Source organism: Streptomyces sp. NPDC032126 (assembly GCF_055580085.1).
The window spans coordinates 631,646-653,023 of record NZ_JBVIMA010000003.1 but is presented as its reverse complement, the minus strand read 5'-3'; the positions used below and the strand labels follow the sequence as shown (position 1 = coordinate 653,023).

Below are 21,378 nucleotides of genomic sequence, written 5' to 3'. Positions count from 1 at the left end.
GCGTCGGCGTCGGTCAGGGGTCATGGCGGGGACAGCCGTCGGTGTGGCTCCACGCGTGCGTGGTCCGCTGCCGCGGCGCCCTCCGTCCAGCCCGCGGCGTCGCTGACGCCGCGCAGACGGGTCGTCACCGTCTCCGGGAAGAGCCGGTCCGTGGCCGCCGTGACCGCGACCTCGCGCGAGGCGAGAACGGGCAGCAGGTCGTCGCTGACCTGTGTCTCGGCGGCGGCGGTGAGCCGGGCGCCGACGCGGTGGGCGTAGGCGGCGAGGAAGGACTGCCGGAAGGTCTTGGTCCGCTTGCGGCCGCCCGCGCGCTGGGCGGCCTCCGCCTTCGTCATCGCGTGCGTGGCCTGCACGAGCAGCGAGGTGTAGAGCAGCTCCACCACCTCCAGGTCGGCCTCGAAACCGACGACCGTGGAGAACGCGAAGGGCTCGTTCCACACGGCCCGGCAGTGGTTCGCCGCGGCGACCGCGTCCAGCAGCACCGCCTTGGCCTGCTCGTAGGGCGGTTCGACCCCGATCCGGCAGGCGCCGGGCGCGTCCGGGGCGGGCGCGGCGGCGTCGAGCAGCGCCTCGTCGACGCTGTGCCGGGCCATCAGCTCCTGCGCCTTCGCGGTCAGCGCCTCCGCCTCGTCCGGATAGCCGGTCGCCTCCGCCTTCGCGAGCAGCGCGCGGATACGGCCGAGCATGCGCGAGCCCGTGCCGGGATGGTGCCGGGCGGGCTCCTGGAGGGGCTCCAGGGCGGGCAGGCGCAGCAGCAGGCGGTACAGCTCCAGGACGACGGTCGCGTGCGTGAAGCGGTCCGCGCGGGGCGGGTCGCCGTCGGGCAGTTCGTCGAGCTGGGCGGCCCAGCGCCGGCCGCGCGCGGTGTCGTGGGGTGCCTGGGCGCGGATCAGGTGGGCGAGCAGACGTACGTGCGCGTCGTCCAGGTCGCGCCGCGCGAGCCGTACGACGTCGGCGGGCTGCCAGCCGCGTCGCCAGGCCGCCGCGATGAACTCCGCCCCGCGCGCGGCCAGTTCGGCGTCCGCCGACGGGTCGGCGGCGAGGAGGGAGGCGCCGGTGTCGAGGGAGGCGTCGCCGGTGTCGTAGAGGGCGGCCTGGAAGGCGCGCTCGACGGTGCCGGGGCTGTCGCTGCTGCTCACGAGGCGATGGTCTCAGACGGACGGGATCTCCCTGTCAACCAAGGGTTGACGTTCGCAGCCTGTCAACCTACGGTTGACACATGTCGACGAACCCTGGAATCACCTCATCCGTACGTCTCGACGACCTCATCGCGGCCATCAAGCAGGTCCACCACGAACCCCTCGACCAGCTCCAGGACGCGGTCATGGCCGCGGACCACCTGGGCGATGTGGCCGACCACCTCATCGGGCACTTCGTGGACCAGGCGCGGCGCTCCGGAGCCTCCTGGACGGACATCGGCAGGAGCATGGGCGTCACCCGGCAGGCCGCGCAGAAGCGGTTCGTGCCGAAGGAGTCGGCCGACCTCGACCCCAGCCAGGGGTTCGGCCGGTACACCCCGCGCGCCCGCAACGTGGTGATGGCGGCCCACAACGAGGCCGTCGCCGCCCGCAACCCCGAGGGCCGCCCCGAGCACCTGGTCCTCGGGCTGCTGGCCGAGCCGGAGGGCCTGGCCGCCAAGGCGATCGTCGCGCAGGACGTCCTCCTCGACACCGTGCGCCAGGCCGCCGCCGCGGCCCTTCCGGACGCCGCCGAGGAGGTGCCGGAACTGATCCCGTACGGCTCCGACGCCAAGAAGGTCCTGGAGCTCACCTTCCGCGAGGCGCTGCGCCTCGGCCACAACTACGTCGGCACCGAGCACATCCTGCTGGCCCTCCTCGAATTCGAGCACGGGGAAGGTGTCCTCAGCGGCCTCGGCATCGACAAGGCGCGGACCGAGGCGTACCTCGCGAAGGCACTCGCCCTGCTGACGCAGCCGCCGCAGGAGCAGCGGGACAACGGCTGAGGGGGCGTTGTCAGACCCCCCTGCCACACTCGCAGCATGGCCGATCGATGGGCAGTCGCTCCGGCCGAGGACGGTGGCGTGGACGTCGCCCCCCTCGGTCCCGGAGGGCTGCCCGCCGGACCGGTCGTGCGGGAGCCGGACCTCGTCGCCGCCGTGCGGGGGCGGCCCGAGGTGACCCGGTGGGTCTGGCGTTCGACGGCCGAGGTGTATCCGCGTCTGCTCACCGCGGGGGTGCGAGTAGACCGGTGCTACGACGTCGAGGACGCCGAGACCCTCCTCCTGGGCCACGAGGGACGGTCCGGCGAACCGCGGTCGGCGGCCGCCGCGCTGGCAAGGCTGCGCGGCGGCCCCGTACCCGCCGATCCGCCCCTGCGCTCGGCCGAACCGGGCGCGCAGTCCCCGCTGTTCGAACCGCAGGCCACCGCCCGCCTGCCGCTGACCGACCTCCTCGCGGTCTACGCCGAACAGCAGCGGCGGCACGACCTGGCCGAGCACCCCGACCGCATGCGGCTGCTGACCGCGGCCGAGTCGGCGGGGATGCTGGTGGCCGCCGAGATGAACCGCGCGGGACTGCCGTGGAGCGCCGACACGCACCGCGCGGTCCTGCACGACCTGCTCGGCGAGCGCTACGCGGGCGGCGGCGAACCACGCCGGCTCGCCGAACTCGCGGACGAGGTGTCGGCCGCCTTCGGCCGCCGGGTGCGGCCCGATCTGCCCGCCGACGTGATCAAGGCGTTCGCGCAGGCCGGCATCAGGATCCGCTCCACGCGCCGCTGGGAGATCGAGTCGCTCGACCACCCCGCCGTGAAACCCCTCGTCGAATACAAGAAGCTGTACCGCATCTGGGTGGCCCACGGCTGGACCTGGCTGCAGGACTGGGTGCGGGACGGGCGGTTCCGGCCCGAGTTCCTCGCGGGCGGCACCGTCACCGGCCGCTGGGTGACCAATGGCGGGGGTGCCCTCCAGATCCCCAAGGTCATCCGGCGCGCGGTGGTCGCCGACCCCGGCTGGCGGCTGGTCGTCGCGGACGCCGACCAGATGGAACCCCGCGTGCTCGCGGCGATCTCCCGCGACCCCGGGCTGATGGAGGTCGCCGGCCGGGAGACCGACCTCTACCAGTCCGTGTCCGACCGCGCCTTCTCCGGCGACCGCGACCAGGCCAAGATCGCGGTCCTCGGCGCGGTCTACGGCCAGACCTCCGGCGACGGCCTGAAGAACCTCGCCGCGCTCCGCCGCCGCTTCCCGCGCGCGGTGGCGTACGTCGACGAGGCCGCGCGGGCCGGCGAGGAGGGGCGGCTGGTGCGAACCTGGCTGGGCCGCACCTGCCCGCCCGCGGCCACGGCGGGCGAGGACCCCTCGGAGGAGGCGGGCATCCCCGCCGGCGAGGACGACTCCGACGACCGCCAGCAGTGGGTTCCGGGCTACGCCTCCACCAACGCCCGCGCGCGGGGCCGCTTCGCCCGCAACTTCGTCGTCCAGGGCAGCGCCGCCGACTGGGCGCTGCTGCTGCTCGCCGCACTGCGCCGCAGCTGCGCGGACCTGGCGGCCGAGCTGGTCTTCTTCCAGCACGACGAGGTGATCGTGCACTGCCCGGCCGAGGAGGCGGAGACGGTCGTGGCGGCGATCCGGGAGGCGGCGGAGCTGGCGGGACGGCTGACGTTCGGGGAGACGCCGGTGCGGTTCCCCTTCACGACTGCGGTGGTGGAGTGCTATGCCGACGCGAAGTGATCAACGGCTGCGGTCGGGGGCGTGGGCGGTCAGCAGCGCGTGCAGCTCTCCGACCACCGCCCGCTCGTCCGTTCCGTCCAGCGCGTCGAGAGCCGCGCGCCACCGCTCGTGCGCCTCCTCCGTACGGCCCTCCTCGCGCAGCAGGAGCCCCTGCTGGTGCCGGGCCAGACCGCCGACATAGCGGTCGGCGCGGGCGTCGGCGCGGCGCAGCAGCTCCGCGCACTCCCGGGCGGCCGGTTCCGCGCGGCCCAGCAGCCGCAGCGCGCGGACCAGTCCGAGCCGGGTCTGGGACTCGCCGTGCCAGTCGCCGTGGCCGCCGAGGATGCGCAGGCTCTCCTCGAAGTGCGGGAGGGCGGCGGCCGGTTCGCCGAGGGTGAGATGGGCGTAGCCGATGTTGCAGTGCGCCGAGAGCTGCACGATGACGGAACCGATCCGCTCCCCGATCGCCAGCGAGCGGCGGTGCTGTTCGATGGCGGCGCGGGGGTCGGTGTGCTCGTAGAGATTGCCGAGGTGGCTGTGGGTGACGGCCTCGCCGTGCGGATCGCCCAGCTGCCGGGAGTGCTCCAGGCTCTGCCGCAGCGCCTCCTCGGACTCCGCGTACCGGCCCAGGCCCTCCAGCAGGAGGCCTCGGTTGTTCAGGCAGCGCCGGATCCAGGACAGCCGGTCGAGCCGCCGCCAGATCGCGAGCGCGCCGTCGGTGAGGGCGAGCGCGTCCTTCTGGCGGCCGGTCAGGTAGTGCAGCCCGGAGAGGTCGTTCAGCGCGTAGGCCTCGGCGGCCGCGTCCCCGAGCCGGCGCGCGACGCGCAGCGCGACCTGCCCCAGCACCTCCATCTCGGCGACGTGGCCGCTGCGTTGGAGATAGGGGAAGAGCAGCCGGAGGAGCGTGGAGAGCAGGGGCGGCTCGGCGCCGTCGTCCTCCTCCGCGCCGGCCGCCAGGGCGACGATGTTCTCCAGCTCCTGGTCACCCCAGGCGAAGGCGGCTTCGGCGTCCGCGAAGGGAGGTACGGCGGCCACGCGCGCGGCGTGCGCGGCCGGCTGGGCGGCGGTGGGCTGCCGCCGATCGTCCTGGTCGGGCCCCGGCGGGACGATGGCGGTCAGCACGCGCTCGGCTACGGCGGCGTACCAGGCCAGGGCGGCGTGGGTGAGGTTGCCACCGTCGGCCCCGCCACCCCGCTTCGTATCACCGTCGCCCCCCGCACCCCCCTCCGAGCCACCGCCACTCCTCCCCCGACCGCTCGTTTCACGGCTGCCCTCGTCGGTGTTGATGTCGGCGCCGTCGGTGGCGGAGTTGTCGCCCGCCAGTTCCCGGGCGAAGTCCCGGACCAGGTCGTGCGGGGCGTATCGGCCGTACGCCGTCTCCTCCAGCAGGGCCACGTCGACGAGGCGGTCGAGGGCGGCCTCGGCGCGGCGTTCGTCGGTGTCGGCGAGGCGGGCCAGGAGGGGGGCGCCGTACGAGGGCAGATCGAGGGCGCCGATCGTGCGCAGCGCCCTTGCCGCGTCCCGGTCGGCCTCCCGCTCGGACGCGGCGAGCGCGTCGTGGGCGACGGCGAGGGAACGCCGTACGCTCAGGTCGTCGTATTCGAGATGGTGCAACCGCCCGTCCGTGGCGGCGAGTTGACCGGCCAGGACGTCCGGGGTGAGGGCTTGGCGCGCGGCGAGCCGGGCCGCGACGATCCGCAGCGCGAGCGGGAGCCGGCCGGTGAGTCCGACGAGCGGATGGTCCGCGTCCAGCCCGTTCCGCCCGGAGACGGCGCGCAGCAGCGCCGCGCTGTCCTCGGTGGACAGCGGGCCGAGCGGGAAACGGTGGGCGCCGTCGAGCGCGGTCAGCGGAGAGCGACTGGTGACGAGCACCGCGCAGCCGGGCCCGGCCGGCAGCAGCGGCCGTACCTGCGCGGCGTGCGCGGCGTCGTCCAGCACGATGAGCGTGCGGGTCGGCGCGAGCAGGGTGCGCAGCAACGCCGCTTTGGCGTCAGGGTGTTCCGGGATGCGGCGGGGTTCGGCGCCGAGGTCGCGCAGCAGGGCGGCGAGCGCCTGGCCGACGGGGAGCGGGGTCATGCCGGGCGTGGCGCCGTGCAGGTTGATGTAGAGCTGACCGTCAGGGAAACGTTCCCTCAGGGCATGGGCGACCTGGAGCGCGAGCGCGCTCTTGCCGACGCCGGCCATGCCGCTGACGACGGCGACCCGGGGCCCGCCGCCCGCCTCTCCGGCGGCGAGCGTCCGCAGGAGGCGGCGGAGGGAGCGGTCGCGGCCGGTGAAGTGGGCCGGCGGCGGCGGGAGTTGGGCGGGGACGTGCGAGGGCGCCGCGACCGGGGGCTTGGACGCGGGGGGCCCGTCCCCGCCCGCGCCGGCGTCGTCCGGCGCCGGGTCCGGCATGCCGGGCGCCCGGAGCGGCTCCGCGCCGGTCTCCGTCGCCGTAGGGCCGTCGTGGCCGCCGCCGCCCGGCTCGCGCAGCAGCTCCGCGTGGGCCTCGCGCACCGCCGGTCCCGGTTCGATGCCGAGTTCCTCGATGAGGCGGGTGCGCAGATCGCGGTGGACGGCGAGGGCCTCGGCCTGCCGGCCGGAGCGGTGCAGGGCCAGCATGAGCTGGCGGTGGTACGTCTCGCGCAGCGGGTACTCGGCGGCGAGCGCCGCCAGCTCCGGGAGGACCCGGCCGAGCCGGGCACCGCCGAGGGCGAGTTCGGCGTCGTAGCGCCACTCCAGCAGGAGCAGTCGCGCCTCCTGGAAACGCTGGACGAAGGCGTACCCGCCCAGTTCGGCGGGCAGCCCGCTCAGCGGCGCGCCCCGCCACAGCGCGAGGGCGCCGGCGCACTCGCACAGGACGCGCTCCCAGTTGCGCGCGCCGTGCGCGCCCCGCGCGGCGGCGACATGGCGCTCGAAGGCGTGAATGTCCAACTCGCCCTGCTCGACGCGGAGGAGATAGCCGGGCGGCACGGCCCGCAGGCGCTCCGGGTCGTCGAGCAGGCGGCGCAGCCGGGCGACGTGGTTGTGCAGCGAGGCCCGCGCCGAGGCGGGCGGCGCCCCGCCCCACAGGGCCTCTTCGAGCGACTCGACCGGAACGACCCGCCCCGCTTCCAGGAGCAGGGCGGCGAGGAGGGTACGGACCTTGCGGCTGCCGATGCTCCGGACGGGGAGGGGGCTGTCGTGGGCTATGGCGGCGCCTGCGGGTTCGCCCTCGGCGCCGGTGGCGTCGCCCGCCTCGCGGGCATCGCACGCGTCGTACAGAACCGGCGGTCCCAGCAGTCCGAACCGCAGCTCGTACCGCCGCATCACGCCGACCCATGCCTTCCCGCGCGCCCGCGTCGGGTCGCGCCGCACGGCGGCCAGCCCGTCGCGATGGCGCGTTTCCGCCCTCGATACGGCGGCTTTCCGCCACCTGTCCCTGACGGTTCCCGGCGTCGTAGGCCGTCGTTCCGGGCACTCGCCGCGCCCGTCCGGCGACTTCGCGCCATCCGCCTCACGGCGATGCGGAGAACCGTTGGCCACATGTTAGCGATCCGTTGGAGCGATTTGATGTGATCACTCCATCGGATCTGGCCCGACGGCGCGCGCGGATGACGCGAACTCGGGGGAGTGTCGCCGCCGCGGCCGGGTCCGGGGCCAGCAGGGGCCCCGGTCGGCGGAGGTGAACGACCGGGGCCCTCGCTCTTGCGCACACCGGGACGACGCCCGGGTAAACGGGGCGCACGCCCTGGAATGAGCGGGGCGCGCGCCCTGAACAAACAACCGGCCCTAGATGATCGGCGGCCGACCCAGCTTGGTGAGGCGCCACACGGTCCCCCACCGCATGGGCCGCCGATGCCCGGCCGACGCGCGCAGCCCCTCCATGAAACCGCCGAACCACGCCCGCAGCCCGGGGACCGACCGCGTCCGCAGCAACGTCACGGCGATCCACACACCGAGGTGGACCGGGATGAGCGGCAGGGGGAGGTTGCGCCGGACCAGCCAGACGCGGTTGCGGGCGGTGACGCGGTAGTAGATGGCGTGCCGGGCGGGCGAGGTCTTGGGGTGCTGGAGCAGCAGCTCGGGCGCGTAGAGGATGCGCCAGCCGGCGTCCGTGGCCCGCCACGCCAGGTCGGTCTCCTCGTGCGCGAAGAAGAACTCGGCGGGCCAGTCGCCGGTCTGTTCCAGCATCGCCATGCTGAGGGCGTGGCCGCCGCCGAGGAAGCCGGTGACGTATCCGCCGCGCATCGGGTCGGACGCGCCGACTCTCGGCACGTGCCGCCGCTGCGTCTCCCCGGTCTCGTCGGCGATCCGGAAGCCGACGATGCCCAGGCGCGGGTCGGCGGCATAGAGATCCCGGACGCGGCGGAGCACATCCGGGTCGACGAGCAGACCGTCGTCGTCGAGTTCCACGACGACGTCGATGTCGCCGTACTCGCGCAGCTGGGCGAGGGCCACGTTGCGGCCGCCGGGGCAGCCGAGGTTCTCGTCGGTCTCGATCGGGGTGACCTCGCCGGGCAGGGAGAGCCGCCGGGCGAACTCGGGCAGCCGGCAGCCGTTGCCGACGATCACGATGCGGGCCGGGGCGAGGTCCTGCTTGGCCACGGACTCCAGCAGGGCGTCCACCTCCACGGGCCGGTTGCCCATGGTCACGACGGAAACGGCGATTCTCGGCGCCATCACGTCCTTCACCACCACGTCCTTCACCTCATACGGCCGTGACGGCGCCCGCGTCCCGTCCGCGCGGCGCCCGTCGTTCACCAAGATGTTGCCTCAGTGGAGGCCGTGGTCCCGACGCGGCGCTGCTCTGCTTCCTTTTTGCGCCGGTTTCCGGAAGGTGGCACGACGAAGGCTTCCCGGAAGCCACCCGGAAAACGCGGGTCACCGACGCCGGCTCACCCTTCCCCGCACGTCATCGGCGGCGGTTCACTTTCCGCCGTACGAACTTCAGCCCCGACCAGTCCTCTCCGAGCGCCGCGACCTTCACATCGACGAGGCCGAGAGGGAGGAACAGATCGCGCAGGTCGTTCTCGGCGATGTCGCTGACGTGACCGGCGGCCTTGCGGGGCCAGGCGATCCAGAGCATGGCATCGTCGGCGAGGTCACGGGCGAGCGCGCCCGCCTCGGCGGCCAGATCGCCGCGGGCACGGTAGAAGGCGAGGACCACGTCGGCGCCGCGCGGACCACCGGGGGCGAGGTCGCAGCCATCGGGCAGATCCGGAATGCCCCAGCCACCCGGGGCGTGCCGCAACCGCACCCGATGGCCGGCCTTGATGCCGATCTTCTTGACGAGAGGCGTACCGGAATACCCGGCCCCGACAGAGGCACCCACGCCCCCACGGTAGGCCCACACCCCCGACTCCGCCCGCCACACCCTGGGGACGACAAAAACCCCAGGTCAGATTGGATCTGACCTGGGGTCCCAGTGGAGCCGCCTTCGGGATTCGAACCCGAGACCTACGCATTAAGAGTTGTCCGGTCTTGGTCCGGCGATGTCCATGGATATCCGCGAGGCGGGCTCCGTTGCTGGTCAAGTGGTTCGTTGGATCCCCATGGACCATCCCGGAATCTTGCACTAGCGAGACCGCAATTGAGACCGCAGGGCTGACGTTGCCCCACGAGTCGCAGCGCCCACACCCAAACGGACCATCGAACTCGTCACTCGATCGGACGCGGTCAGGTAGCAATTGAAACGAGAGACACCGAAGATTTTGGCACCGAGTTTTCTCCCTAACTCGACTTCCGGAGTCCCGTAATGGAAGAACACCAAGCAGGAGAAATCAGCTCCCTGCGGGGTGCGCGCTGGCGTGCCGTATCTGCAGCACGAGCACGCTGGATACGTGCAGCCGCGTCGAACGCGATAACCACACAAGGCGGCGAAATCGACGAAGCGGGATTCCCGCGAAATCCAGCACTTCAAGCACTCTATGAAGGAGTTATATTCCACACCGGCAAGGCAGAGAAATACTCCTCACCAATGCGCTGGCAAAGACTCAAAGGGCACGCAGAACTTGTAGTAAGTCATCTTGCTGCAGCCGACGTCCATTACGTCGCGCTACTAACGCCGGTTCAGCTACAGGGTGAGCTACCTCGTATTGCCGGTATCATTCGCGACTACCTGCCCGCCAAAGATCCCAGACGTAAGTGGTTTGACGACTGCATAGGAAGAATCGCGGATCACTGCGTCAGGGACGAAAGAGAAACAGGAGAGGAACTCACCCTTGAAGCCCGAGAGCGCATATTGACAGCCTTGCGCGGAGCGTATCTCATGTTCAGCGTGCAGCGGGGAAGGCTCCGAACCTTCAAGAGCCTACTCTTTGCCGTAACGCTGGTACTGGTTATGTTCCTAGCTCTACTGGCACTTCTCGGTTGGAAATCGCCGGAAACGGTTCGAATGTGCTTCATGCAGGCCCCGAACAGCTCGTCACCTGAGGAGTTCGTATGTCTGGACGGAAACTATCCGAAGTCCAGCGATATCGCAATCGTCATACTCATCGGAATCGGCGCAGCAACTCTTGCCGCCGTAGTGTCCCTGTCGCGCCATTCCGCCGTATTTGACCCCTACTCTGATCATTTGGTCCAAGTATTCTCAAAAATGGCAATAGGCGGAGCCACTGCCGTACTTGGTGTCGTATTGCTTTCCTCGACTGAGAAATTCTACCCGGCCAGCTCGGCGGAAGTAATCGTCATAGCGGCCATTTTTGGGTATGCTCAGGAATTGTTCACGCGACTCATCGACGCCAAGGGGGACGCCCTACGTCAGGCTGCGATGCCAGGCAAATCAGGGGGGAATGACAATGAAAATGAGTAACGCCGCGACAAGGTGGCTGCTTTTTACCGAGTACATGGAGCCTGACCTTGAAGTAGTGCTGATAAATGAGGGTGAGATGTTCTTGCAACATCCCGCCCTTCTTTGGTTCAGGCCACCCCAGAAGGTGGTGAGGGTGCCTCACGCTCCAGGGCGGGCGGCAACATCTCCCGGCAGAAGTCGTCCGGTGAAACCCTCGACGCACAGACGCTCATAGGCGGCCGCGACGGCGTCCGATACGTCCCGCTCGATGGCCAGACCCCACCCCGGGAAGACCAGCACTCGTTGCAGGGCGCCCACGATCATGTCGATCACCATGCGAGCGTTGCCGATGGAGTCGGCGTATCCTCCAAGCCCATCGGCGTGGAGGCGCACACCACTTCGACCTCGGGCCATAGCTTCCGCATCATGGCGTACGAGCGCCGCTCTTCGTACGGCTTGCTCACGAGCAGGACGGACGAGACCTTGACGTCGGCCCCTGCCAGCACCGCTTTCGAGAACTCGATGTTCTCGCCGGTGTTCGTGGCGCGCGGTTCCAGGAGTACGACGGATTCGGGCACCCCGAGCTGCAACGCCCGCTCTCGGTAGTGGACAGCCTCACCGCGCGGCATGCGCGCTCGGGTCGTGGGACTGGTGGCTCCCATGAAGACGACGACCGGCGCCATGCCCTAGTGGTACAGCTCCGCGGTCACGGCATCGCCCATGGAGCGCAAGGGGGGGCGGTCTCTGCTTCACCCGCCCCAGGACCAAGATGAGCCGGAACGCCGTGCCGATCCCGCCGGTCTTCATCCCGTTTCTGGCCGACCACAAGGCCCGTCAGAAGGCGATGCGGACTGCGGCCGGGGAGCTGCGGGGAGGAACACCACGTCGTCTTCTCGCGGCCGGACGGGCGTCCGCTTGACCCCCGGCAGGACTGTGAGGAGTTCAAGGAGCTGCTCGCCGAGGCCGGGATCGACGACCGCCGTCTGTACGACGGGAGCCGCCACACGGCCGGCACGATCCTGAATGAGTTGGGCGTCGACATGCCCACGATCATGGAGATCCTTCGGCACACGCAGATCAGCCAGACCCGGCGGTACGTGAAGGGCAGATCACACCTGTCGAAGGATGCGATGCGGCGCATGGGCGAGTTCTTCGTGCCCGCTCCCCCGGCGCCCGATGCGGGCCCCACTGAGACCAGGATTGAGACCCCTGACAGCCGCGCGGCTCGCTCCCGCCGCCGTCGGCGCATCCGCTGAACGAGAAAACCCCAGGTCAGAATGGATCTGACCTGGGGTCCCAGTGGAGCCGCCTTCGGGATTCGAACCCGAGACCTACGCATTACGAGTGCGTTGCTCTGGCCATCTGAGCTAAGGCGGCGCGCTGTCCGCACTATGGTGCGATCAGCAACGTCGGTAAGTCTACACAGTTTCCGGGGGTGCTCCGACCACACCCCGGAGGGGCTGCTTCCGGGTGGGTTCGGCGTGGCTATGTGCAGCGTTTGCCGTCCGTCGGTGGGGTCCCGCGCAGCAGGTACGCGTCGATCGTGGAGTCCACGCAGGTGCTGCCGCGACCGTACGCGGTGTGGCCGTCGCCGTCGTAGGTGAGCAGGCGCCCCGAGGAGAGCTGGCGGGCGAGCGACTGGGCCCAGAAGTACGGGGTCGCCGGGTCGCGGGTGGTGCCGACCACCACGATCGGGGCCGCGCCCTCGGCCTTGATGCGATGCGGCTCGCCCGTGGCCCTCACCGGCCAGTACGCGCAGTTCAGGGCGGACCAGGCCAGGCTCTCACCGAAGACCGGCGACGCCTTCGCGAAGGTGGGCAGGGACTTCTCGACCTGTTCGGGGCCGGTGAAGGCGGGCGGCAGGTCGAGGCAGTTCACCGCCGCGTTGGCGAACATCAGGTTGGCGTAGGTGCCGTCGGCGTCCCGTTCGTAGTAGTTGTCGGCGAGGATGAGGAGCCCGGCGCCGTCGTTCTCCTTCATCGCCGCGGTCAGTGCGTCGCGCAGCTGCTCCCAGCTGCTCTCGTCGTACATCGCGGTGATCACGCCGGTCGTGCCGAGGGCCTCGCCGAGTCTGCGGCCGTCGGCGTCGCCGGTGGGGATGGGGTGGGCGTCGAGGCGGCGGAAGAAGGCGCTCAGGTTCGCGCCGACCTTGGCGGGGCTCGTGCCGGGGCCGCCGAGGGGGCAGTCGGGATGCCGTACGCAGTCCTTCGCGAAGGACTGGAACGCCGTCTCGAAGCCCTTCGCCTGGTCCAGGCCGAGCCTGCGCGCGGACAGCGAGGGGTCCATCGCGCCGTCCAGGACGAGCCGCCCGACCCGGTCCGGGAACAGCCCGGCGTACGTCGCCCCGAGGAACGTGCCGTACGACGCCCCCACGTACTGCAGTTTCCGGTCCCCCAGAATCGCCCGCAGGATGTCCATGTCCCGGGCCGCCTCGACGGTGGACACATGCCGCAGCAGCTTGGGCGAGTCGGCGCCGCAGCCCTCCGCGAACTTCTTGTACGCCCCGACGAGCAGCCCGGTCTCCCGCTGGTCGTCGGGGGTGACGTCGGTCTGCGTGTACGCGTCCATCTGGCGTCCGTCGAGGCATTCGACGGGCTCGCTGCGGGCCACGCCGCGTGGGTCGACGGCGACCATGTCGTAGCGGGCGCGGACCTCGGCCGGGTAGCCGATGCCGGCGTACTGCTGGAGGTAGTCGACCGCCGAGCCGCCCGGGCCGCCCGGGTTGACCAGCAGCGAGCCCAGCCGCTTGCCGGGCCCGGTGGCCTTCTTGCGGGCGACCGCGAGCCGTACGTCGCCGGCGTCCGGCCTGCCGTAGTCCAGCGGCGCCTTCATCGTGGCGCACTGGAAGCCGGGGACACCGCAGCTGCGCCAGTGCAGCGTCTGCGCGTAGTACGGCGAGAGGGCGGCCGGGGTTTCCTGCGGCAGGGCGGCCAGCGCGGCCTGCGCGGCGGAACTCGCGGAACCGGCGGAGCTCCCGGACGAACAGGCGGAGATCAGCAGCGCGGCCGAGGCGAGGAGAGTGAGAGGGAGGGCAAGGGCGACACGGGGCGAGCGGCCTCTGGGGCCGACCTGGCGAGGGGCCCCGGAATCCGCCGCGTGGCGGGCGTGGGGGTCGGCCCGGTGCGGAGCCTTGGTGTGGGGGAAGCGCCTGACGTGCATCGACTGAGCCTAACTGTCCGCGACCGACTGGATGCTCTGTGTGCGCGAACTGCCACGGACGAGTGACTCGCCCGGGCCGGGTTGCCCCGGCCGCGCTCAGCCCGCTCTCAGCGCCATCGTCATCGCCTCCACCGCCAGCAGCGGAGCGACATTGCGGTCCAGGGCCTCACGGCAGGCCGCGATCGCCTCGATACGGCGCAGGGTGGACTCAGGGGTGCTCGCCCGGGCCAGCCGCGCCAGGGCGTCCTCGGCGTCGGTGTTGGCGAGGGCGACGCGGGAACCGAGCTGGAGGGCGAGGACATCGCGGTAGAAGCCGGTGAGGTCGGTGAGGGCGAGGTCGAGGCTGTCGCGCTGGGTGCGCGTGCGGCGCCGCTTCTGCTTGTCCTCCAGGTCCTTGATCACCCCGGCCGTGCCGCGCGGCAGCCGGCCGCCCTGGGCCGCGCCCAGCGCCGCCTTCAGCTCCTCGGTCTCCTTCGCGTCGACCTCCTCGGCGAGCACCTTGGCGTCCTCGGCGGCCGCGTCGACGAGTTCCTGCGCGGCCTTGAGCGCGCCGCCGACGTCCTCCACCCGCAGGGGCAGCTTCAGCACGGCGGCGCGGCGCTCGCGCGCGGCCGGGTCGGTGGCCAGGCGCCGGGCGCGGTCGACATGGCCCTGTGTGGCGCGGGCGGCGGCCGCGGCGACGGGCGGCTCGATGCCCTCACGGCGTACGAGCATGTCGGCGACGGCGTCGACGGACGGGGTGCGCAGATTGAGGTGCCGGCAGCGGGAACGGATCGTGGGGAGGACGTCTTCCAGCGACGGGGCGCAGAGCAGCCAGACCGTGCGGGGGGCGGGCTCCTCCACGGCCTTGAGGACGGCGTTCGCCGATTTCTCGTTCAGCCGCTCGGCGTCCTCGACGAGGATGATCTGCCAGCGGCCGTTCGCCGGGGAGGTGAAGGACTTGCGGACGGTGTCGCGCATGTCCTCGGCGAGGATCTGGGTGCCTACGGCGGCGACGGTCGTGACGTCGGCGTGGGTGCCGATGAGGGCCGTGTGACAGCCGTCGCAGAATCCGCAGCCCGGGGCGCCGCCGAGCGCGCGGTCGGGGCTCACGCACTGCAGCGCCGCGGCGAAGGCCCGCGCGGCCTGGGTACGGCCCGCTCCGGGCGGGCCGGTGAACAGCCAGGCGTGGGTCATCCGGGAGCCGGACGCCGGTGGCGGAGGGGCGCCCGCGGCGGCCGCGGTGACGATCGCGTCGGCGTCCCGGGCAGCCGCGACCAGCTGCTCGGCCAGCTTCTCCTGCCCGACGAGGTCGTCCCACACGGTCATGGATCACGCCGCCCTTTCGAGGTGGTTCGTACTGCGGCTTCCATTGTGCGGGGCAGCACTGACAACGCGGGCCGTGCCCGGTCGTCGGTCCCGTGCCCAGGGTGCCCTCGCCGGGGGCCGGTGCCCTCACCGATGCCGACACCGGCGCCCTTGGGCAAGTGCAAGTCCCCTCGCGTCGGCCGTGGAAGCGCACCCCGCCCCTCCGCGGCCGACCTCATCCGCCGGCAGACCTCAGCGGCGCCGGCCCCAGCGCCCCCCGCGGCCGTCGTCCGCCTCGTCGTCGTCCCGGTGCGGGCCCAGCAGCTCGTCCGCCAGGGTCGGCAGATCGTCCAGCGGGGTCTCCTCCGCCCAGTCCGGCCGAGGGCGCCCGCGCGGGGTGCCGTCCTCGTCCAGCTGCGGCAGCTCCCGCGTGCGGTCCTCGTCCCGGAAGAACCCCGGCGGCACCCGGTCCGCCGGCGCCTCGTCCCGTACGGGAGGCAGGACGGCCGTCTCGTCGGCGGCACCCTGAGGAGCGACCGGCGGCAGGACCGCCGTCTCATCGGCCGCACCAGCCGGGGGAGCCGGAGGAACCGGGGGAGCCGGAGGAGCCGGAGGAGCCGGGGGCTGCGGCAGTTCAGCCGTCACCTCCGCGTCGGGGCCGGTCTCCCCGGCGGCCTCCGCGTCCTTGGTCGTCCGCACCGGAGGCAGCACGGCCGTCTCGTCGGCCGCGCCCTGGGGCGTCACCACCGGAGTGGGCACGGTCGCCGCGTCCGGCGTCGCCGCTCGCGTCGTCGGCGCCGGGGGCTTCGGTCCCGCCTGGGCCGCCGCGGCGGCCTGCTCGGCCGCCCGTCGGGCCTCCTCCGCGCGCAGCAGCGCCTCCTCGGCCTTGCGCTGCTTCTCCAGCCGCTGCGCCTCGGCCTCGGCGCGCAGCCGCGCCTCCTCCTCGGCCTGCCGGCGTCGCCGCTCCTCCTCCGCCTTGCGGCGGGCCTCCTCCTCCGCGCGTGCCTTCTCCTCGGCGAGCAGTCGCGCCCGCTCCTCCTCGGCACGCCTGCGTGCTTCCTCGGCCCGCTGCCGGGCCTCCTCCGCCTGCCGCTCGGCCTCGCGCCGCTGAGCCTCCTCCAGCTCGCGCCGCTTGCGCTCCTCCTCCTCGGCGCGCAGCTTGGCGAGCTGCGCCTCGCGCTCCCGCTCCAGGCGCTCCTCCTCGGCCTTGCGGGCGGCCTCTTCCTCGGCCTTGCGGCGGGCCTCCTCCTCGGCCTTGCGCCGTGCCTCCTCCTGGGCCTCGATCTCGGCCTCGGACAGGGGCAGCACGGTGTCGAGCCGGCGCCGGATCACGGTGGTGACGGCCTCGGGCTCCTGGCCCGCGTCCACGACGAGATAGCGCCCGGGGTCGGCGGCGGCCAGCGTCAGGAAACCGGCCCGCACGCGCGCGTGGAACTCCGCCGGCTCCGACTCCAGCCGGTCCGGCGCCTCGGTGAACCGCTCGCGCGCGGTCTCCGGCGGCACGTCCAGCAGCACGGTCAGGTGGGGTACGAGCCCGTGGGTCGCCCAGCGGTTGATCCGCGCGACCTCGACCGGCGAGAGGTCCCGTCCCGCGCCCTGGTAGGCCACCGACGAGTCGATGTAGCGGTCGGAGATCACCACCGCGCCCCGCTCCAGGGCGGGCCGTACGACGGTGTCGACGTGCTCGGCGCGGTCGGCGGCGTACAGCAGTGCCTCCGCGCGGTGCGACAGTCCGGCCGACGACACGTCGAGCAGGATGGAGCGCAGCCGCTTGCCGACGGGCGTGGCCCCCGGCTCGCGGGTGAGGACGACCTCGTGGCCCTTGGCGCGGATCCACTCGGCGAGCGCCTCGGCCTGGGTGGACTTGCCGGCGCCGTCGCCGCCCTCCAGGGCGATGAAGAAGCCGGTCGCGGCGGGCGCCTGCACGGGGTCGTCGCCGCCGAGCAGCGCGTCGCGCAGGTCCTGCCGCAGCGGCACGCCGGAGCGGTCGTCGACCTTGGCGAGCACCAGCACGGCCACCGGGAGCAGGAGCGCGCCGATGAGCATCAGGGTGAAGGCGGCACCGCCGTGCGCGAAGACGAACTTGCCGTTCTCCAGCCGGTGCGGGCCGATCAGCGCCGCGACCAGCGGGGCGATCACCGCACCGAGCGCCACGAACACCCGTACGACCGCGTGCAGGTGTTCAGTCGTACGCGTGCGGCGGTGGTCCTCGGTCTCCTGGTCCAGCAGCGCGTGCCCGGTGTTGGCGGACACGCCCGCGCCGACACCGGCGAGGGCCAGGATCAGCAGCACGGTCGTGTCGTCCGGAACCAGTCCGGCGGCCAGCAACGCGATCCCGGTGAAGGCGATCGCCAGCGCCAGCAGCCTGCGCCGCGACAGGGCGGGCAGCAGCGAGGGCGCCGTACGCACCCCGGCCGCGACGCCGCCGGTCAGGGCGAGGGCCAGCAGCCCGTAGAGCACCGGGCCGCCGCCCAGGTCCTTGGCGTGCAGCACGGCGACGGACACGGCGGCGGAGATCGCCCCGGCGACGGGCGCGCAGGCGAGGACCAGCAGCGGGATGGCGCCCGTACGACCGGAGTCGACGCCGTCGGCCGTACGCGGCCGGCGCAGGCCCTCCAGCGGCGACCGCGCGCGCGGGGTACGCGCGTCGGGCAGCTCCAGCAGGACGACGACGGACAGCGAGGCGGCGAACAGACCGGCCGCCACATACGAGCCGAGGGCCGCCTGATGCTGGGCGAACCACTCACTTCCCGCGCCCAGCAGATTGTTGATCAGCCCGGCGACCACGAGAGCGGCCGCGCCGAGCGGGATCGCCACGAAGCCCGTACGCAGCGAAAGGCGGCGCAGGGCGTCCAGGTGGTCCGGCAGGGGGCGCACCGTCGCGCCCTCGGGCGGCGGTGCGGGCAGCAGGGCGGGCGCGGCGCTCTCGCGCGCTATCGTCCAGAATCGCTCGGCCACCCCGGTGAGGAACACGGTGACGAGCAGGTAGGCCAGGGCGTCGGACGGGGTCCAATCGATCCACAGCGGGGCGACGATCAGCAGCGCGGCGCGCACGCCGTCCGCGCCGACCATCGTCCAGCGGCGGTCCAGGGGACCGTCCTTGGCGGTGAGCGTGGTCAGCGGTCCGAGGAGGACCGCGCCGAAGAGCACGGTCGACAGGACGCGCACCGCGAAGACGATCGCCACTGCGAACGCCACGCCTCGGTAGCCGCCCCCGAAGGAGCCCTGGGCGATGGCCGCCTGAAGGGCCAGCAGGACGAGCACGAAGAGCGCGAGGGCGTCGCCGACGCCTCCCACCAACTGCGCGCTCCACAACCGCTTCAACTGCGGCTGGCGCAGCAGGGAGCGGACGGCGCGCTCGCGCGAGTCCGCCACCAGGGCGTCGTCCGGTACCGGTGTGGGGGCCGTTGGCTGCTCGGCTGGGGTCATGCTTTCAGCCTATCGGGCGCGACTGACACCACGCGGCGCCCGTCCGAACGCGCGGACGCCCCGACACCGAAGTGTTGCCGGGGCGTTCGCTATGTGAACTCGGGTGGCCGGAATCCGCCGGACGCTCAGTCCTCCGACGCGCTCTCCGCCGTCGCCGTCTTCTTCGCGGCCGCCGTCTTCGCGGCCGCGGTCTTCGCGGTCGCCGTCTTCTTCGCGGTCGTGGTCTTCTTGGCCGCCGTCTTCGTCGCCGTCGCCTTCTTGGCCGGGGCCTTCTTCGCGGGCGCCTTCTTCGCCGTCTTCTTGGCGGGGCCCTTCGCGCGCTTCTCCGCGAGCAGCTCGAAGCCGCGCTCCGGGGTGATCGTCTCGACACTGTCGCCGGAGCGCAGGGTCGCGTTGGTCTCCCCGTCGGTGACGTACGGACCGAAGCGGCCGTCCTTCACCACGACCGGCTTCCCGCTGACCGGGTCCTCGCCCAGTTCCTTCAGCGGCGGCTTGGCGGCCGCGCGACCGCGCTGCTTGGGCTGGGAGTAGATCTCCAGCGCCTCTTCGAGCGTGATCGTGAAGAGCTGGTCCTCGGACTGCAGCGAGCGCGAGTCCGTGCCCTTCTTCAGATACGGGCCGTAGCGGCCGTTCTGCGCGGTGATCTCCTGGCCCTCGGCGTCCGTGCCGACGACCCTCGGCAGCGACATCAGCCGCAGCGCGTCGTCGAGCGTCACCGTGTCCAGGGACATCGACTTGAACAGCGACGCCGTGCGCGGCTTGACCGCGTTCTTGCCGGTCTTCGGGGTGCCCTCGGGGAGCACCTCGGTGACGTACGGGCCGTATCGGCCGGCCTTGGCGACGATCTGATGGCCGGTGGCCGGGTCGGTGCCCAGCTCGAAGTCGCCGCTCGGCTTGGCGAGCAGCTCCTCCGCGAGCTCGACGGAGAGCTCGTCCGGCGCGAGGTCGTCGGGGATGTCCGCGCGCTGGTGCTGCTCGGAGTCCTTCTCGCCGCGCTCGATGTACGGGCCGTAGCGGCCGACGCGCAGCACGATGTCGTTGCCCACGGGGAACGTCGACACCTCGCGCGCGTCGATCGCGCCCAGGTCGGTCACCAGCTCCTTGAGGCCACCGAGGTGGTCCCCGTCGCCGTTGCCCGCCTCGGCCGCGCCGCCGATGCCGTTGGCCTCGCCGAAGTAGAAGCGCTTCAGCCACGGCACGGCCTGCGCCTCGCCACGGGCGATGCGGTCGAGGTCGTCCTCCATCTTGGCGGTGAAGTCGTAGTCGACGAGCCGCCCGAAGTGCTTCTCCAGAAGGTTGACCACGGCGAAGGACAGGAAGGACGGCACGAGGGCCGTGCCCTTCTTGAAGACGTAGCCGCGGTCGAGGATCGTGCCGATGATCGACGCGTACGTCGACGGGCGGCCGATCTCGCGCTCTTCCAGCTCCTTGACCAGCGACGCCTCGGTGTAGCGGGCCGGGGGCTTGGTGGCGTGCCCGTCGACCGTGATCTCCTCGGCGCTCAGCGCGTCGCCCTCGCCGACCTGGGGGAGCCGGCGCTCGCGGTCGTCCAGCTCGGCGTTCGGGTCGTCGGCGCCCTCGACGTAGGCCTTCAGGAAGCCGTGGAAGGTGATCGTCTTGCCGGAGGCGCTGAACTCGACGTCCCGTCCGTCGGCGGCGGTGCCGCCGATCTTCACGGTCACGCTGTTGCCGGTCGCGTCCTTCATCTGGGAGGCGACGGTCCGCTTCCAGATCAGCTCGTAGAGCTTGAACTGGTCGCCGGTCAGGCCGGTCTCGGCGGGCGTGCGGAAGCGGTCACCGGAGGGGCGGATCGCCTCGTGCGCCTCCTGGGCGTTCTTCACCTTGCCGGCGTACGTACGGGGCTGCGCCGGGAGGTAGTCGGCGCCGTACAGCTGCGTGACCTGGGCGCGGGCGGCCGTGACCGCGGTGTCGCTCAGGGTCGTGGAGTCCGTACGCATGTACGTGATGTAGCCGTTCTCGTACAGCTTCTGCGCGACCTGCATCGTGGCCTTCGCGCCGAAGCCGAGCTTGCGGCTCGCCTCCTGCTGCAGCGTGGTCGTACGGAACGGGGCGTACGGCGAGCGGCGGTACGGCTTGGACTCGACGGAGCGGACCGAGAACCGCGTGTTCTCCAGGGCGGCGGCGAGGGCGCGGGCGGTCGCCTCGTCGAGGTGGAGGGTGTTCGCGCTCTTCAGTTGTCCCAGGGAGTCGAAGTCGCGGCCCTGCGCGACCCGCCTGCCGTCGACGGTCTGCAGGCGGGCGATCAGCGACGACGGGTCCGACGGATCCCCCGCGCGGCCGGTCGCGAAGGTGCCCGTCAGGTCCCAGTACTCAGCAGAACGAAACGCGATGCGCTCGCGTTCCCGCTCCACGACGAGTCGTGTGGCGACCGACTGCACACGGCCCGCGGACAGCCGCGGCATGACCTTCTTCCACAGGACCGGCGAGACCTCGTAGCCGTAGAGGCGGTCGAGGATGCGGCGGGTCTCCTGGGCGTCGACGAGCTTCTGGTTGAGGTCGCGCGGGTTGGCGACGGCCTCGCGGATCGCGTCCTTGGTGATCTCGTGGAACACCATGCGCTTGACGGGGATCTTCGGCTTGAGGACCTCCTGGAGGTGCCAGGCGATCGCCTCGCCCTCCCGGTCCTCATCGGTGGCGAGGAAAAGCTCGTCGGATTCCTTCAGCAGATCCTTGAGCTTCTTGACCTGTGCCTTCTTGTCGGCGTTGATCACATAGATCGGCTGGAAGTCGTGTTCGACGTCCACACCGAGACGGCGGACCTCGCCGGTGTACTTCTCGGGCACCTCCGCGGCGCCGTTGGGAAGGTCACGGATGTGCCCGACACTGGCCTCGACGACATATCCGGGGCCGAGGTAGCCCTTGATCGTCTTCGCCTTGGCAGGCGACTCGACGATGACGAGTCGGCGGCCGCCCTTCGCGGTCTCGCTGGTCGGGGACAACTTCGCTCTTCTCTCCGGTCGACGCAGGGGTCTCTCTCCCCAAGCGGGGTTCGCTCATGGTGACGCTGCGGAGTGTGACGGTACATCCCGCCCCCGTGTCAAACGGGAAAAGCCCGCAACGG

Annotated in this window: 11 protein-coding genes, 1 tRNA gene and 2 pseudogenes; 4 read left to right on the top strand and 10 right to left on the bottom strand. The window is 71.9% G+C overall.

Annotated features, from left to right (window positions below; genetic code table 11):
* Nucleotides 1-20: 20 nt before the first annotated feature.
* Entirely contained in the window at nt 21-1,139 is a 1,119-nt protein-coding gene (locus ACZ5NW_RS15910; RefSeq protein ID WP_468744392.1) for a DUF2786 domain-containing protein, read from the bottom strand.
* 80 nt (nt 1,140-1,219) lie between these two features.
* On the opposite strand from ACZ5NW_RS15910, the gene ACZ5NW_RS15905 reads away from it, so the two are divergent.
* Nucleotides 1,220-1,963 (top strand): Clp protease N-terminal domain-containing protein, encoded by a 744-nt coding sequence (locus ACZ5NW_RS15905; protein WP_468744391.1) that lies wholly within the window; start codon nt 1,220-1,222, stop codon nt 1,961-1,963.
* A gap of 36 nt (nt 1,964-1,999) precedes the next feature.
* Nucleotides 2,000-3,691 carry a bifunctional 3'-5' exonuclease/DNA polymerase gene (locus ACZ5NW_RS15900; RefSeq protein WP_468744390.1) on the top strand — a complete coding sequence of 564 codons (1,692 nt, stop codon included), beginning with the start codon at nt 2,000-2,002 and terminating at the stop codon, nt 3,689-3,691.
* On the opposite strand, the gene ACZ5NW_RS15895 is transcribed toward ACZ5NW_RS15900, so the two are convergent.
* From ACZ5NW_RS15895 to ACZ5NW_RS15885, 3 genes are all read right to left on the bottom strand, one after another.
* Nucleotides 3,692-6,958: an AfsR/SARP family transcriptional regulator gene (locus tag ACZ5NW_RS15895; protein ID WP_468744504.1), complete on the bottom strand. Its 3,267-nt coding sequence runs from the start codon at nt 6,956-6,958 to the stop codon at nt 3,692-3,694. It lies immediately after the preceding gene.
* A 462-nt stretch (nt 6,959-7,420) separates the two neighbouring features.
* On the bottom strand, nt 7,421-8,314 hold the full coding sequence (locus ACZ5NW_RS15890; protein ID WP_468744503.1) for a glycosyltransferase family 2 protein: 894 nt from the start codon (nt 8,312-8,314) through the stop codon (nt 7,421-7,423).
* Nucleotides 8,315-8,543: 229 nt separating this feature from the next.
* A complete protein-coding gene (locus tag ACZ5NW_RS15885; RefSeq protein WP_468744389.1) occupies nt 8,544-8,963 on the bottom strand; it encodes a DUF3052 family protein in 420 nt (139 codons plus the stop codon).
* Nucleotides 8,964-9,386: 423 nt separating this feature from the next.
* On the opposite strand from ACZ5NW_RS15885, the gene ACZ5NW_RS15880 reads away from it, so the two are divergent.
* On the top strand, nt 9,387-10,442 hold the full coding sequence (locus tag ACZ5NW_RS15880) for a hypothetical protein (protein ID WP_468744388.1): 1,056 nt from the start codon (nt 9,387-9,389) through the stop codon (nt 10,440-10,442).
* Between the two features lie 138 nt (nt 10,443-10,580).
* Here ACZ5NW_RS15880 and ACZ5NW_RS15875 read toward each other — a convergent pair.
* A pseudogene (locus ACZ5NW_RS15875) lies at nt 10,581-11,104 on the bottom strand (YdcF family protein).
* Between ACZ5NW_RS15875 and ACZ5NW_RS15870 the strand changes: the two are divergent.
* Nucleotides 11,095-11,677: pseudogene (locus ACZ5NW_RS15870) on the top strand (tyrosine-type recombinase/integrase); the annotation flags it as partial. The pseudogenes ACZ5NW_RS15875 and ACZ5NW_RS15870 sit on opposite strands and share 10 nt — an antisense overlap.
* 44 nt (nt 11,678-11,721) lie before the next feature.
* Here the strand turns inward: ACZ5NW_RS15870 and ACZ5NW_RS15865 are convergent.
* The 5 genes from ACZ5NW_RS15865 to topA all read right to left on the bottom strand — a co-directional run bounded on the left by ACZ5NW_RS15865 (nt 11,722) and on the right by topA (nt 21,256).
* Nucleotides 11,722-11,798: transfer RNA gene (locus ACZ5NW_RS15865), tRNA-Thr, on the bottom strand.
* Nucleotides 11,799-11,906: 108 nt separating this feature from the next.
* Complete coding sequence (locus ACZ5NW_RS15860; RefSeq protein ID WP_468744387.1) at nt 11,907-13,580, bottom strand: alpha/beta hydrolase; 1,674 nt, start codon at nt 13,578-13,580, stop codon at nt 11,907-11,909.
* 96 nt (nt 13,581-13,676) lie between these two features.
* Nucleotides 13,677-14,888 carry a DNA polymerase III subunit delta' gene (locus ACZ5NW_RS15855; RefSeq protein ID WP_468744386.1) on the bottom strand — a complete coding sequence of 404 codons (1,212 nt, stop codon included), beginning with the start codon at nt 14,886-14,888 and terminating at the stop codon, nt 13,677-13,679.
* 231 nt (nt 14,889-15,119) lie between these two features.
* Nucleotides 15,120-18,296 carry a dTMP kinase gene (gene tmk, locus ACZ5NW_RS15850; protein WP_468744385.1) on the bottom strand — a complete coding sequence of 1,059 codons (3,177 nt, stop codon included), beginning with the start codon at nt 18,294-18,296 and terminating at the stop codon, nt 15,120-15,122.
* Between the two features lie 125 nt (nt 18,297-18,421).
* Nucleotides 18,422-21,256, bottom strand: coding sequence for a type I DNA topoisomerase (gene topA, locus ACZ5NW_RS15845; protein ID WP_468744384.1), 2,835 nt, complete (start codon nt 21,254-21,256; stop codon nt 18,422-18,424).
* Nucleotides 21,257-21,378: the final 122 nt, after the last annotated feature.

Coding starts and splice junctions, on each gene's coding strand:
- ACZ5NW_RS15905 (WP_468744391.1), top strand. CDS start 1,220: ATGTCGACGAACCCTGGAATCACCTCATCCGTACGTCTCGACGACCTC.
- ACZ5NW_RS15900 (WP_468744390.1), top strand. CDS start 2,000: ATGGCCGATCGATGGGCAGTCGCTCCGGCCGAGGACGGTGGCGTGGAC.
- ACZ5NW_RS15895 (WP_468744504.1), bottom strand. CDS start 6,958: ATGCGGCGGTACGAGCTGCGGTTCGGACTGCTGGGACCGCCGGTTCTG.
- ACZ5NW_RS15880 (WP_468744388.1), top strand. CDS start 9,387: ATGGAAGAACACCAAGCAGGAGAAATCAGCTCCCTGCGGGGTGCGCGC.
- ACZ5NW_RS15860 (WP_468744387.1), bottom strand. CDS start 13,580: ATGCACGTCAGGCGCTTCCCCCACACCAAGGCTCCGCACCGGGCCGAC.
- ACZ5NW_RS15855 (WP_468744386.1), bottom strand. CDS start 14,888: ATGACCGTGTGGGACGACCTCGTCGGGCAGGAGAAGCTGGCCGAGCAG.
- tmk (WP_468744385.1), bottom strand. CDS start 18,296: ATGACCCCAGCCGAGCAGCCAACGGCCCCCACACCGGTACCGGACGAC.